The organism is Brevibacillus sp. NPDC003359, from assembly GCF_042878995.1.
Lineage (GTDB): Bacteria > Bacillota > Bacilli > Brevibacillales > Brevibacillaceae > Brevibacillus.
In genome coordinates this window covers 202,655-216,594 of sequence record NZ_JBIAOR010000003.1, presented here as the reverse complement: position 1 = coordinate 216,594, position 13,940 = coordinate 202,655, and the positions used below count along the sequence as shown (strand labels likewise).

At 48.0% G+C, this 13,940-nt stretch carries 12 protein-coding genes and 1 pseudogene; 7 read left to right on the top strand and 6 right to left on the bottom strand.

What is annotated here, in order from left to right; all coding sequences use genetic code 11:
- Window positions 1-80 precede the first annotated feature (80 nt).
- Together ACFYU8_RS12720 and ACFYU8_RS12715 are read right to left on the bottom strand one after the other, a co-directional pair.
- A complete protein-coding gene (locus ACFYU8_RS12720) occupies window positions 81-560 on the bottom strand; it encodes a dihydrofolate reductase (RefSeq protein WP_390299116.1) in 480 nt (159 codons plus the stop codon).
- Window positions 557-1,351 carry a thymidylate synthase gene (locus tag ACFYU8_RS12715; protein ID WP_390299113.1) on the bottom strand — a complete coding sequence of 265 codons (795 nt, stop codon included), beginning with the start codon at window positions 1,349-1,351 and terminating at the stop codon, window positions 557-559. The genes ACFYU8_RS12720 and ACFYU8_RS12715 overlap by 4 nt, the downstream gene beginning before the upstream one ends.
- A 106-nt stretch (window positions 1,352-1,457) precedes the next feature.
- Between ACFYU8_RS12715 and pdxR (ACFYU8_RS12710) the strand changes: the two genes are divergently transcribed.
- A complete protein-coding gene (gene pdxR, locus ACFYU8_RS12710) occupies window positions 1,458-2,897 on the top strand; it encodes a MocR-like pyridoxine biosynthesis transcription factor PdxR (protein WP_390299110.1) in 1,440 nt (479 codons plus the stop codon).
- 120 nt (window positions 2,898-3,017) lie between these two features.
- Window positions 3,018-3,218 (top strand): hypothetical protein, encoded by a 201-nt coding sequence (locus tag ACFYU8_RS12705; protein ID WP_327952415.1) that lies wholly within the window; start codon window positions 3,018-3,020, stop codon window positions 3,216-3,218.
- Window positions 3,219-3,334: 116 nt separating this feature from the next.
- Here ACFYU8_RS12705 and ACFYU8_RS12700 read toward each other — a convergent pair whose 3' ends face one another.
- Window positions 3,335-3,541, bottom strand: coding sequence for a cold-shock protein (locus ACFYU8_RS12700; protein ID WP_390299106.1), 207 nt, complete (start codon window positions 3,539-3,541; stop codon window positions 3,335-3,337).
- A 124-nt stretch (window positions 3,542-3,665) separates the two neighbouring features.
- On the opposite strand from ACFYU8_RS12700, the gene ACFYU8_RS12695 reads away from it, so the two are divergent.
- The 3 genes from ACFYU8_RS12695 to ACFYU8_RS12685 all read left to right on the top strand — a co-directional run bounded on the left by ACFYU8_RS12695 (window position 3,666) and on the right by ACFYU8_RS12685 (window position 6,181).
- Entirely contained in the window at window positions 3,666-4,145 is a 480-nt protein-coding gene (locus ACFYU8_RS12695; RefSeq protein ID WP_390299103.1) for an outer membrane protein assembly factor BamD, read from the top strand.
- A 188-nt stretch (window positions 4,146-4,333) separates the two neighbouring features.
- Window positions 4,334-5,797, top strand: a complete 1,464-nt coding sequence (gene putP, locus ACFYU8_RS12690) for a sodium/proline symporter PutP (protein ID WP_390299100.1) — start codon at window positions 4,334-4,336, stop codon at window positions 5,795-5,797.
- Between the two features lie 141 nt (window positions 5,798-5,938).
- Window positions 5,939-6,181: a DUF3951 domain-containing protein gene (locus ACFYU8_RS12685; RefSeq protein ID WP_390299097.1), complete on the top strand. Its 243-nt coding sequence runs from the start codon at window positions 5,939-5,941 to the stop codon at window positions 6,179-6,181.
- Here the strand turns inward: ACFYU8_RS12685 and pdxR (ACFYU8_RS12680) are convergent.
- Window positions 6,176-7,597 carry a MocR-like pyridoxine biosynthesis transcription factor PdxR gene (gene pdxR / locus ACFYU8_RS12680; protein WP_390299094.1) on the bottom strand — a complete coding sequence of 474 codons (1,422 nt, stop codon included), beginning with the start codon at window positions 7,595-7,597 and terminating at the stop codon, window positions 6,176-6,178. The two genes, ACFYU8_RS12685 and pdxR (ACFYU8_RS12680), sit on opposite strands and share 6 nt — an antisense overlap.
- Before the next feature lie 114 nt (window positions 7,598-7,711).
- On the opposite strand from pdxR (ACFYU8_RS12680), the gene ACFYU8_RS12675 reads away from it, so the two are divergent.
- Together ACFYU8_RS12675 and ACFYU8_RS12670 are read left to right on the top strand one after the other, a co-directional pair.
- Window positions 7,712-8,281: a GNAT family N-acetyltransferase gene (locus ACFYU8_RS12675; protein WP_390299091.1), complete on the top strand. Its 570-nt coding sequence runs from the start codon at window positions 7,712-7,714 to the stop codon at window positions 8,279-8,281.
- A gap of 215 nt (window positions 8,282-8,496) precedes the next feature.
- Window positions 8,497-8,913, top strand: a pseudogene (locus ACFYU8_RS12670) (DUF4280 domain-containing protein); the annotation flags it as partial.
- A gap of 1,316 nt (window positions 8,914-10,229) precedes the next feature.
- On the opposite strand, the gene ACFYU8_RS12665 reads toward ACFYU8_RS12670, so the two are convergent.
- Both ACFYU8_RS12665 and ACFYU8_RS12660 read right to left on the bottom strand, forming a co-directional pair.
- Window positions 10,230-12,197 carry a dynamin family protein gene (locus ACFYU8_RS12665; protein ID WP_390299088.1) on the bottom strand — a complete coding sequence of 656 codons (1,968 nt, stop codon included), beginning with the start codon at window positions 12,195-12,197 and terminating at the stop codon, window positions 10,230-10,232.
- Complete coding sequence (locus ACFYU8_RS12660; RefSeq protein ID WP_390299085.1) at window positions 12,194-13,867, bottom strand: dynamin family protein; 1,674 nt, start codon at window positions 13,865-13,867, stop codon at window positions 12,194-12,196. The genes ACFYU8_RS12665 and ACFYU8_RS12660 overlap by 4 nt, the downstream gene beginning before the upstream one ends.
- Between the last annotated feature and the right edge of the window lie 73 nt (window positions 13,868-13,940).

Here is a 13,940-nt window from a genome sequence, read left to right as displayed (position 1 = left end):
TCGAGTATTCACATGTCGTACGACCTAGCAATAGAGGTGAAAAAAGAACAAAAAATGCCTCAGTAACGAGGCATTTTCGCTTATTTGCTATTTTTCCGCTCATACACGTAAAACGCATGCGGATGAACGTTCTTCTCATCCACAATACCCTCACGCTTGTCCACCAAGGTATAGGCGTCTCGATCCCATGCCGGGAAAAACGTATCGCCCTCTGTTTCCAAATCGATCTCCGTAATGTACAGACGATCCACGACATCGAGGAACTGGCGATAAATTTCCGAGCCGCCAAAGATGATGACATCACCCATTGCGAGCACTTCTTCCTTCGTATGGACGACATCTACACCTTCAGGGTGAAAGTCTTGACTACGTGTCAGAACGACATTTCTGCGGTTAGGCAGTGGCTTGCCGATCGACTCGAACGTTTTGCGTCCCATTACGATCGTTTTACCTGTCGTTCGTTCCTTCACATTCTTCAAGTCGGCAGGAAGGTTCCACGGCATGTCGCCATCTCTTCCGATGACTTGGTTGCGTGCATAGGCAACAATCAGGCTGATCATACGGCCACCTCGCCTTTGATGTGCGGATGGGATTCGTAGCCAACGATTTCAATATCTTCGTATTTAAAGTCGAAAATCGAAGTAACCGCTGGATTGAGCACCAGCTTTGGCAGCGGTTTCGGGTCGCGAGAAAGCTGCAGCTTGACCTGCTCGATATGGTTGAGATATAGATGAGCATCTCCGATCGTATGAACAAAATCACCCACTTCAAGCCCAGTGACATGCGCAACCATATGCGTCAGCAAGGCGTAGGAAGCGATATTAAACGGCACACCTAAAAACGTGTCGCCACTGCGCTGATACAGCTGGCAGGACAGCTTGCCATTCGCTACGTAAAATTGGAACAGCAGGTGACAAGGAGGCAATGCCATCTTGTCCAATTCAGCCGGATTCCACGCGCTTACAATCAAGCGGCGAGAGTCCGGATTGCGTTTGATCTCATCAATGATCCATTGAATCTGGTCTACTGTTTTGCCGTCACGTCCAGTAAATGAACGCCATTGGCTTCCGTATACCGGGCCCAAATCTCCGTTTTCATCGGCCCATTCGTTCCAAATCCGCACGCCGTTTTCCTGCAAATAGCCGATATTGGTATCGCCCGATAAAAACCAGAGCAATTCGTGGATGATCGATTTCATATGCAGCTTTTTCGTGGTGACCATCGGAAAGCCTTCGCTCAGGTCAAAACGCATCTGATGCCCAAAAACACTGGTCGTTCCGGTGCCTGTCCGATCTTCTTTTGTGACACCCTCATTCAAAATACGCTGGCACAAATCCAGGTATTGTTTCATCGTCCATCTCCCCTTCCATCTCATCTATTTTACCTGACCCAGACGAAAATGAAAGATGAATGTCATGATATAATGTACTGGATAAATGTAGAAAGCAGGATTCGTGATGGATGGCATAACTTCTGTGGCTGCAAAGCCCTTATATAAACAAATAGCAGAGCAAATCGAACAAAGAATCAGCAGTGGCGACTTCGGGCCTGGCAGCTATTTGCCCTCAGAGCGCACCCTGGCCAAAGAACTGAACGTCAACCGTTCGACCGTCGTCTCGGCGTACGATGAGTTGCAAGCAGCAGGCATGATCGAGCGCATACAAGGAAGTGGCACCATCGTTAGCCAAGATATCTGGGGACTGGCACGGACCCGTGTTCCTAACTGGCGTCATTTGACGGAATCAGGGTCATTTCGCCCGAATTTACCATTGATTCGAAAAATCCGTCGTGAAACACAGGAAAATGACTTGATCGATTTGGCGAGTGGCGAGCTCTCGACCGATCTCGTTCCCCATCAGACACTCCAGCAGCTCATGACAGCCGAAGACTTCCCGACTCACCTTGGCTATGAGCATCCGCAGGGCAATTGGGCTTTGCGCGAGACCTTGAGTCTTCATATGAAAAAATGGCGAAGCATCGCAGCACCTGCGACCTCGATCATGATTACGTCAGGAGCGCAGCAGGCTCTTCATCTCGTCGTTCAATGCTTGTTAAAGCCAGGTGATGCGGTTGCCATTGAGGAGCCGTCTTATTGTTATTCCTTGCCGCTTTTTCATTCCGCTGGCTTGCGTACGTTCTCACTGCCTGTTGACCGGGACGGAATAGACCCGAAGCACTTGGCCCAGCTACACCGCCAGCACCGCATCAAAATGGTTTTTCTCAATCCGAATTATCAAAACCCGACAGGGACAATGCTTTCATTGGAGCGGCGCCAGGAACTGCTCGCTTTCTCCTATGAAAAAGGGATTCCGATCATCGAGGATGATCCATACAGCTTGACCAGTTTTTCGAGAGAACCCGTCCCAACCTTAAAATCGCTGGATCAACACGGAACCGTACTCTATATCAGCTCTTTGACCAAAATCGTAGCCTCAGGTCTGCGGATCGGCTGGGTCGTCGGGCCCTCTACTGTCATGGAAAGACTGGCAGATGCAAAACAACAGTTTGATTTTGGACACAGCATTTTTCCGCAATGGCTAGCGAATCGCTTTCTCGGATCGCCTCAGTTTGCGAGTCACATCAATCTTTTACAAGCCGAGCTATCCTTGCGTCACGATCAGCTTGTTTCCTCGCTTCAAGACAAATTCGGTGACCAAGTAGAAATGGTCGGTTCACAAGGCGGTATTCACCTGTGGTGCAAATTCAAAGGGGAATGGAACGGCGAACGTCTTCTTACCGAATCAGTCAAACGAGGGGTTGTCTTCGTTCCGGGGCATCTTTTCGGTGCAGAGCAAGGATATGTCCGCTTCACCTTTGGCAGAGCTACCCTGGATCAGATCCCTGAGGCCGTTTCACGTTTAGCGGATGCATTCGTGGCAAGTGGATGGGCAAAATAATCCCCAAGTGGATGGCAACATTTTTGTACGGTCGGTATATGATCGAAGTAAGCTACCGTATGCATCCTCGTGTATATCCAGCAGGATGACTGTGCCATACAGAAAGGACGATTGGCTGTTATGAGTATTTTGCCTTTTATCATTGCGATTATTGTACTTGTTCTTATAGGTCTCGTCGTTACGATTAAAATCGGGATCAATCCAACCGAATCCAAAGAACGGGGCTTTAAACAACGCTCCCGCAACTTGTTGATCATTTACGGCATTATTACGATCGCTCTGGTCATTGCACTGTCAGTCTTTCTCTACAACAACCTTTGATCAATCTAAAACGCAACGTCACATAAATAAGACACCGTCTGCCTTATACAGGTATGACGGCGTTTTTGAATCGAAGGAAGTCCTTCGTCATGTGTTTTTCGAAGATGATACCTCTTTTACACGATTTTCTTCGCTACATTGGCGGCTTGTAGCCCACGCTGTCCATTCACGATCTCAAAAACCACCTGCTCGCCTTCCTCCAAATTCCGGTAACCTGCCCCCGTAATCGCAGAATAGTGTACGAATACATCAGGTCCTCCATCGCGCTCAATAAACCCATAACCCTTTTCTTTGCTGAACCATTTTACTTTCCCTTGAATCATTGTGTTTCCTCCCTGTAATCAGTGCAGCTCTTACGCTTACCCCATCATATGCGGATGCGAAGTCAGTGGATATACGTTAAAATAAATAAAGTAAGAATCGTCACGCCAGAAAGGAGTGAACCACATGAAAAAAGTATTGATTGTTGCTTGCGCGCTGCTGCTCACTGCCTGCTCCGAAATATCCGAAGGGGTCCAAACCGCTCAGCAAGCAGTAGAAACAGGTCAGCAAGCGATTGAGGCAGGCAAACAGGCTGTCGAAACGGGCCAACAAGCTCTAGAAGCCGGCAAGCAACTAGCGGAGTCTGAAGTCGCCAAGCAGCTGCAAACATACCTCCAGCAAAAATACGAATCCTCTGAGGCATTGCGTAATGCCATGTTCAGTGGAGATGGGCAGTTACTCGTGGAAGAATTGCAAAAGACCGAGCTTGCGAACTTCAGCTTCTACAAATCTGACATGTTTGGTGTTGAATATACAGGCACACTCTCTGCCGATGGTACTTTCAAAGTGCTCAAGCACGATTTGAACAACTCAAGTGCGGAGCCTGCTGTCGTAAAGGAATTCAAAGTAACACTCGACGGAAACGGTCAGGTTCAAGTTCAGTAATTTGGATCACTTTTCAAGAAAGGCCTGCGATCAATCATCGCGGGTTTTTTCGTGTTATTAAAAAACTTTTTATTGAAGATCTACCAAATTTTCTGTTTTTCCTTATAGATTTTTATATATGGGCATGATAATGTGTAAGATGTTCATATAAAGTTCATAAATACTAAACACGCCAAGAGGTGCTGCCAATGAATATGCTGCTCACGTCTATTATTGTGTACATGGCAGGTATGCTTTTAATCGGCTATTATGCCTACAAGCGTACCTCCAATCTGACCGACTATATGCTTGGTGGCCGATCGCTGGGTCCAACTGTAACCGCTCTCAGTGCGGGTGCATCCGACATGAGCGGCTGGTTGATGATGGGCTTGCCAGGCGCGATGTTTGCCCAAGGTCTTAGCTCCTCCTGGATTGCTATCGGTCTGACTCTCGGTGCTTATGCCAACTGGCTGTATGTTGCTCCCCGCCTTCGTTCGTACACGGAGGTTGCCAACAACTCGATTACGATCCCTGCTTTTTTGGAAAATCGTTTCGGGGATGGGTCGCGGATGCTTCGTCTTGTCTCGGCACTTGTAATTATGATCTTTTTTACCTTTTACGTTTCATCTGGTCTCGTTTCTGGAGGCGTGTTGTTTGAAAACACCTTCCACCTGAGTTATCAAACAGGCCTATGGATTGTCGGATTGGTCACCATTGCCTACACGTTGTTTGGCGGCTTTCTCGCTGTAAGCTGGACGGACGCTGTTCAAGGACTCATTATGGTGATTGCTCTCATTCTCGTCCCGCTTGTGACCGTCCTTACAGCAGGCGGATTGAGTGAATCGCTTACCGAGATCCACGCTGTTGATCCTTCGTTGCTCGATATTTTTAAAGGGACGAGCCTGCTCGGCATCATTTCCTTGTTTGCATGGGGTCTCGGTTATTTCGGACAACCGCACATTATCGTTCGCTTTATGGCGATCACGTCCACGAGTGAGATCAAAAAAGCTCGCAGCATCGGTATGGGCTGGATGATTTTCTCCGTGGCTGGCGCCATGCTGACAGGTCTAGCCGGTATCGCCTTGTACTCCAAGCAAGGCTGGACGTTGAGCGATCCTGAGACGATCTTCATCCAGTTGGGGACGATTCTGTTCCATCCACTCATTACCGGCTTTTTGCTGGCAGCGATTTTGGCCGCGATCATGAGTACGATTTCCTCTCAGCTGCTCGTGACGTCCAGCTCCTTGACCGAGGATATTTACAAAACCTTCCTCAACCGTTCTGCCACTGACAAAGAGCTGATCACGATTGGCCGCCTGTCCGTATTGCTTGTATCTGTCGTCGCCTTTTTGCTCGCCTTGAATAAAAATGACACGATCCTCGATCTCGTCGGATATGCGTGGGCCGGATTCGGCGCTTCGTTTGGGCCTGTCATCCTGCTCTCCCTCTATTGGAAGCGCATGAACAAATGGGGTGCTCTCGCGGGCATGGTCGCTGGCGCGCTTACTGTTATCATCTGGACTCGTTTTGATGTGCTAAAGGACTTCTTATATGAGATGGTTCCCGGCTTTGCGATTAGTCTGCTCGCCATCGTGGTTGTCAGCCATATGACCAGCAAGCCTTCGAATGAGGTAACCGCTCAGTTTGATGAGTACCAAAAAGGCATGAAATAATCCTTGCCGATAAAAGCCAAGCAGCCTATGCGCTGGACAACTGCCTTGTCCACGTCATAGGCTGCTTTTTTCTGTTGAAACTATTTAGGACCCTCATCGTAAATCATCCATAACCTCGAAAAAAGGAGGGGCAAAAAACTGATGATGATGTCTGGCTTGATTATTGGCGTATCCCTTTTGATTTTTGGCATGCTCGGGATGGCTTGCTACCGCTTTTTTATCCAAAAGAAACCGGTCGAGCATTACTACACCCCGCTAGATCGCGTGTTCGGGCAAACGCCAGTGGAATTCCATGAGCAAAAGATCGAGAAAAAAGAAACAGAGGAAGAAGAGGGTGACGACAAGGATAAGAACGAGAAGATCCGGCAAATGCACAGATCATAACGAAAACCAAGCTTCTGCCAAACGACCGATTCCTACCTCTATGTCATGTTCCTCCACTCCACCAAATCCAACTATCATTCGCGGCCGTGCATTCGTCGGATCATTGGCCCAGTTATGGCCGCTCGGATATACCCGAACATCTGCCGCACGCGCTAGCTCGACCAGCTCCTTCTCTGTACGGGAAGTGTCCACCTCGAGCAAAATATGCAGCCCTGCTGACTGTCCCAATACGCGTACTTCCCGGGGCATGTAGGTCTGTATTGCCCGAAGCAATGCATCATGCTTGCGGTGATAGACCGTGCGCATTTTTCGGACATGCTTTTCCCAGTAGCCCTTTTGCATGAACAACTGCATGCTCCGCTGCAAATGGCGGGAAACCGGAGAAGGATACGCCTGGAACGATTCCAAATATCGTTCGAGCAATTGCCTCGGAAGTACCGTGTAATCCAAGCGAAGTGCTGGAGAAAATGCTTTGGAAAAATTGCCGATATAAACAACACATCCGTCCCGATCCATTCCTTGCAAAGATGGCGTAGGGTGTACATTGTAGCGGAATTCGCCATCGTAATCATTTTCGATGATGATTCCGTTCTTTCTCTTTGCCCATTGCAGCAATTGCTGACGCTGACCGACTGACATGACCATCCCATACGGAAACTGATGGGCTGGGGTCGTGTACACGACAGTTGCTTTGCTTTTCTCCAAGGCTTCAATGGACAACCCCTCTTCCGCAAGCGGAATTGGTATGACCTCGTAGCCGTGATGGGAAAAGACGATTCGTGCATCTGCATATCCTGGTTCCTCGATCGCAACCACACGATGCCGATCTGCCAAGAGCAGACATAAAAAGCTGAGAGCCTGCTGTAATCCGGTGCCGATGATGATATGCTCAGGCCGACAAATGAGCGTACGTGCTCTGCGCAAATATTTACTGAGCTCTTCTCGCAGCTCCCACTCCCCTTGATCATCCCCGTAAAAAGCAAAGTCCTCCGGATAGACATCCAGCGCTTCCAGCATGCAAGAGCGCCATGCAGCGTAAGGAAAGTGCTTCGTATCGATGACAGAACCGTGGAAGTTGTAGCGACAGGTGAGATGCTCCCCTTTTTTCTTTTTCAGGATAGACGAAAACAAGGCAATCTCCTCATCCTGATCAACTGGCTCTGACCATCTCTCGATCTCGGCAGCATAAAAGCCGCTTCGCTCCCTACTCACGATGTAGCCTTCTGCGAGCAGTTGCTGATAGGCTGCCTCAATCGTATTTTTTCCGACCCCGCTTGCTTTCATCAACTGACGAATCGACGGTATCTTGGTTCCAGACGGTATCTCTCCTGATGCAATCCGTTTGCTCAATTGCTTGTATAGCTGCTGATACAGAGGTTCTTTGCTCTGTGCATCCATGATCGGCATGTACTCCATCAGCGCCCCTCCATTCTGTACCCATTCATCTATTTCAAACTGTCACTATGTATAGGAGCAGTTCTCTTTTACAATGATTGTACCAGATTCACCCACACGAAAGGAGAACAAGTCATGCGTATTCATTTACAGGGAGAAAAGGTCGTTCTGCGAGATCTTCGAGCAGAAGATCTTGATACCATTTACTTTTGGAAATACGAAGCAGAAGATCGTGAGCATCTCAATTGGAATGGCCCCTACAAACCGCTTGATCCGTACACAAAAGAAGAGTATCGTGCCCTCCCACGCCACCAGGAGTCTCTTGCTCTCGTCGGGACAGATGCACCAAGAACCGAACTGATGATTGAGATCGATGGGGAGTTAAAAGGCAGTGTCGGTCGCTACTGGGTATCCGAAGAGACGAACTGGTGCGAAATCGGAATCGTTATTTACGACTCCCGCTACTGGCAGAATGGCTATGGCCGTGAAGCATTTCGAATGTGGATCGACTACTTGTTTACTCACATGGATACCATCCGCTTAGGCATTGGTACGTGGTCCGGCAACGAACGGATGATCAAGCTGGCTGCTCATATGGGAATGGTGGAAGAAGCGCGGGTACGCAAAGCAAGGATTGTCCGCGGTGAATATTTCGATGCGATTAAGATGGGGATTTTGCGAGAGGAATGGGAGAATCGGAAATGAAAATATAAATAATAGGAATACATGAATAGATCTTAATAACTATAAATATATCCAGTATTCGCAACTTTCTATCTATGGCTTGCGACCAATCCGAAACCGATACTTCAATATGTGGGTATTATTCCCTTTTTATATATAGATTGGATATCATTCGTCTTTTTTCACCATGAGCATCTTCCATCTGTATAGGAAACTGCCTGTGAGGAGGAGACTGAATGCCACATATTGAAGATATCATCGTCCAAAAGTCGAATGCGGAACGCAAGAGCTACGTGGTTGTTGGTGCCATTTTATCGTGCAGTAGCGGAAGTCAGTTAAGTCGGCTAAAAATGCCCTTCAGTCATGGTGTTTTTGTAAAAGGCAAGCCGCAAATGAACATTATGGACTTCATTCCAAACGTCAATATCATGCCATTTGGAAAGTGCAATAACCTGAAGAATCCCGCCGTCGCTTCTGCCACCGCAGCCAATAATGGGGTACTGACACCAATGCCGTGCACACCTGTGATGACCATGCCATGGATGGATGGCAAACCGGATAAAATGGTCGGCGGACACCCTGCTTTACTGAACAAATCCACAAATATGTGTTTTCATTGCGGACTTGTCAAGATTGAAGACGACGGGCAGGATTTGGGTGGTGTTACGACAGGGCATCAGTCGTCAGGAAATAGTGGACCACCAGCTGCCAGTTTTGGACAAGGAGCAGCTTGCGAGAAGCCACAGGAAAAGCCAACCATGTGGGACAACTTCGTCAAAGGAATATCAAAACTGGGAGACGTTCCTGCTGCCATGCAAAAAGCGGCAAGTGAACTGCCTGGGGCCCTAGAAAAAGCTGCAAACGATTTACCAAAAGGTTTGCAGAAGGCGGCTGAGGGTTTACCTAAGGGCGTGAATGTGTTTGTAAGGGAAGGCTATATTGATCCGATGCAAGAGGACTTGAATACGTTGCGGGACGATAAAATCAATCTCGCGGATGGACTTGCAATCGGTGGGCTTGCCCTGCATGCACTTACGCTTGGGAGAAGTAAGAACATCGGAAAAATAGTGGAAACAGCAAAAAAAGGAAATAAAAGTAAAGGTTATGGTCTAACAAGAAACACTAGTCAATCTTCTGATTCTATTGATCCAGTTAAATTTGATAGGATGAAAAAAGCCTTTGAAAAACAGGGTGGTGTCATTGACCAATCTGAAGAAGCTATTAGATATTTAGATTATCGTGGAGCAGAAGCTGTGACTTGGAACGAAAAGACAATCCAATTGAGGCAGAATCCTACAACATCAGCAGTATTTGAAGAATTTATTCATACTGCACAATACAGAGCGGGCAAAATTCCTGATCAACGGCCAAGGACAGTACTAACAGTTGAGATTGAAGCTGCCGAAAAATTAATTAAATTTAGAAAGGTTTACGGAATTCCTAATATCGAAACTACAGCTACTATAGATAGATTAAGGAAAATGAGAAAAGAATTTAAGACATTAGAGGACTGAGGCGAAGAATATGTTTTCCATTGAGGTAAAAGCAGCGTTTTATATTAAGGTAGCAAATATTGTCGCAATTGAAGGGAAACCACATGGTAACCTTAGCTCTAATATTTTATATGATGCGAATGATAAGTTGAAATTATACAATGTTAAGGGAGTTGCGTTAGTCAATAGGACTGAGTTCATAAGTCCAACTGAATCAATAACAATTCAACTTGAGCCTGGAGATTATCGGGCTGAGGATTTAATAGGGAAGACACTAGTCAACTTGAATGAATCGTAATGGTGAGGTATTGCATGTATTCATTATTTATTCGGCCCTCTACTATCTCCTATACTGAACAATTTCCTTTCTTTACATGTAACATGCTCCACTTACCATCTTAAAAAGAAAAAAGGGCAATCCCCTCGTCTTTAAAAGACCTGGGAACTGCCCTTTTCATTTTCCCACCAAACCGGAACTACTCCAACTCAACCACCACACGGCTTATTTTTGCCGCCAGCTCGTCGAGATCGACGTTCATCTCAAGAGCTGCAAACAGACCTGTGAAATACTCGTTGATCTGGTCGATGACGCGATTGCGCTCACTCGCCACCAGCTCTTGGAACAACGCAGAAAACTGCTCATCCAGCTGCTTGTTTCCGATTTCTACATACCCGCTTACTGGTTCTTGCATGCGTTTCTCCAGTTCTTCGCGCATTTTCACTTTGCCATCCTGCTCGAAAAAGTCTTTGGTGTTTTTGAACAAGGAAATCGCAGATGCAAATGCAGATTCAGCTACTGGCAGTTCGTTCGCAAAGGACAGTGTTTCCACCTGCCGCTGCTGATAAGATGCCAAGCCCAACCCTGCTGCGTAGCCTTGTACATCCTTTTGCCATGCCGCAACAAGTGTTGTCCCCTGCTTGTTCGTGAACTTCTCCAAGCGAAGGGTAGTCGCTCTCAGCTCCTGCGCTAAGTCGTAGCTGATCGAACGCAGCAGATCAGTCAAGCATCCTTGCAGCGCTTGCTTCATATTGCGTCCATCGTCCTTGATGACAGCCGGATTAAAAGCAAAATTGAACAGCTCGTTGAAGCGGAAGAACAAGCGCTGGCGAACGTAGTAGAGCAGCTCCTCGCGCTCTTTTGCCAAGTCTCGCTCGAACGAAGCGGTAGACAGCGCTTCAACAGCTGAGAGAGCCTGTGTCTTGGCGTTGCTTGCTGCTTCTTTGCGCAATTGACGCTCGTCTTCCCCGGACTGTGCCATACGCATGAATTCTGTCAAGGTATCGTGGGCGCGACGGATTTCACCGATTGCAGCATTCACAGCAATTTGCGTCAGCTCTTCAATCGTAAAGCGGAGGAAATCTGCTTCAAACGATGCCATTCCCGAGAACTTGAATGCTTCATCTGCCGGCATCAGCGGCTCGCCTTCAGCCGAATTCGTTCGTTGACGGTAGACCTTCTCCGCAGAAGCTGCCAGCTTGCCTTTTTCGTGCATCCGTGCCAACAGAGCAGTCTGGCTGGACACCGGGTAAATACGTGGCAGACGAATTCCGCACGAGAGGAGGTTTTTCTCTACGTGGGTCAGGACGCCCTGCAATTCTTCTTCATTCGCTGCGAGGTCACAAGCATTGACGATAAAGAACATTTTGTCCATTTCAAATGTATCTTTGACGCGACCCATTTGCAGCAAAAACTCGCGGTCAGCCTGTGCAAAGGCGTGGTTGTAATACGTCACGAACAGGACCGCATCCGCGTTTTTCATGTATTCGAACGCCACACCTGTGTGACGTGCGTTAATGGAGTCAGCACCAGGCGTATCTACCAGAACAATTCCCTGATCGGTCAGCGGACAAGAATAGAACAGCTCGATGTACTCTGCGAAACAAGCTTTTTCTTCCTTTGCCACAAACCCTTTGAACGCTTGCATATCAACCAGCAGTTCGCCGCCCAGATGAGCCGACATCTCTGGCAACCCCTTTGTAACAGCTTTCAAAAAGGTGTAATGCGGTTTTGCCGTCGGAGGGATTTGGGCGACGTCGATCTTGCCCAGCTCAGCCAGTGCGCCTTCGAGATCAGTAGCGATCATACCAAAGACAGCAAGGGAACGGATCACGTCCTGCTCAATGGCTTCACGCTCTTTCATGACGACACGAACAGTGCCATGCGGGTGTGTATCCGTAGGCGGCATGATTTTGTTAATAGCTGCTGTTGTCGGGTTCGGTGACACGGGCAGCACGAGATCGCCCATCAAGGCGTTCGCAAAAGACGATTTCCCTGCACTGAATGCACCAAACAGTGCGACAGTAAAACGATTAGCTGTCAGGCGATCTGCTCGATCCAGCATCGCCTGTGCCTGTGCTTGCATCCCTGGTACGGAAACGACTTCATCACTTGCGCGCCGCAGACGCTCTGCTGCCGCAATTAGTTTGTCTCGTAGTTGATTCATGCTACTTGTTCTCCTCCACGCATAATCGCCAACAGACGACCCTTGGTTTCTTCTTCTCTCGCTGCCAGTCCTGCCAGCTTTTGATGCAACGCTGCCATTTCACGCAAGACACTAAGACGCTCGCCTTGAGCAGCACTCTCTACACGCACTTGCTCCTTCAGCATCTCAACCACTTGCGCAATGAAATTGAGGCCAACTCGTCTGTACTCCAGCTTCATCCCGCTGGAAATATCCGCACAGTAGTTCAAGACGTACTCACTTGAAGCAGCACCGTCTTTGATGTGCTTGCTGAGAAACTCACCCGTAATCTCGATCTTGGTCGCATGGACGCTGGCGTGATATTCTTCGTTTCGCAAATCAAACACTTGCGGCTGCTTGCCGAGCCATTCTTTGAAATGGAAGTCGAGATTTCCCGCCACTTTTTCACGGAACTCAACGAGAAGGGCTTCTTCGCGACGTGCGCGTTCTTCCTCTGTCTTCTTGCCTGCAAACAGCAAGCCCACCTTGAAGCCCGGTTTGCGGCTCTCCAAATAGCTTCGTGCTGCTTCGTTCGTACTGAAATAGGTCAGGCGGGCGTTGTCCAAGAGTACACTTAGTTCTTTTTCCATCTGTATTCTGGCATCCTCAGCACGCTGCTCCAGAGCAGTAGCTGTCGCTTCCTCCTGCTCAAGCGATTTTTGCACAACCGCTGCATCACGACTGTCGATGCCTTCCACTTCCAAACGATCCAACTGGGCTTCCCACTGCTGGCGTTGATCAGCCTGGGTTGTTCTTACTACTTGGATGTGTTCTTCGATCAAATGCTCAGCAGCACTGCGAACGCTCGTACCAACTAGCTTTTCACGATCAACGATCAACTGTGCAAGCATGCCTTTAAATTCCTCATACATGTTCTCAGGATGATCTGATTCCGCAAGCGACGTGTAAAAAATACCATCCGGATGAATGTTCCAGGTCGCGAATGCCTCCTCAACACTTTCCTTATAGCTATCGAAATCCAATTCGAAATCAATATGCTTATCGATCATGTTCACAACCAGATAGACTGGCTTGCCACGGTCCTTCAACGTCTTCGTAAAATTGAAGTTCTCCTCGGCTTGAACATGGTTATAATCCATCATGTAAATGACGACGTCTGCCAAATGCAGCGCAGATTCCGTAGCGATTTTGTGTGCTGCATCTGTTGAGTCAATGCCCGGTGTATCGAGCAAACTCGCATATTCGTCAAGGAATGTTCCCGGATAGGAAACCTCTACGGATTCTACCGTATCTCCGTCAACAGCAAACTGCTTGAGCTTCTCCATCTCCGTATCGGGATCAAATGTAAGGACTCCGCTGCTCATGGTGAAGACGCGAGCCGCTTTTTCTCCGCCGCGAATCTTGACGACATTCGCACTGGTCGGAATCGGATTGGACGGTAGCAAATTGACTCCCAGAAGCGTGTTAATCATCGTTGATTTTCCTGCGGAAAAATGTCCGCAAAACGCAATATTCAGCTCAGCGCGCTTTGTTTTCGCGGCCAATTGAATGAGCTTGTGAGGCGTGGTTTCGTCTCCCTGCGATTTCATTACTTCCGCGAGTTCTTCCCATGTATGTGCCAGTCGGGAAAAGTCCGTTTCCCGGATCAATACTTGACTGTCAAGCACTTCTATTCCACCCTTCTCCATCATTCCTACTCTCTCTACTAATACCTGTTGAACTTCCTTTTACTACTCTCTATTCTACCATGCCGAATGTATCATA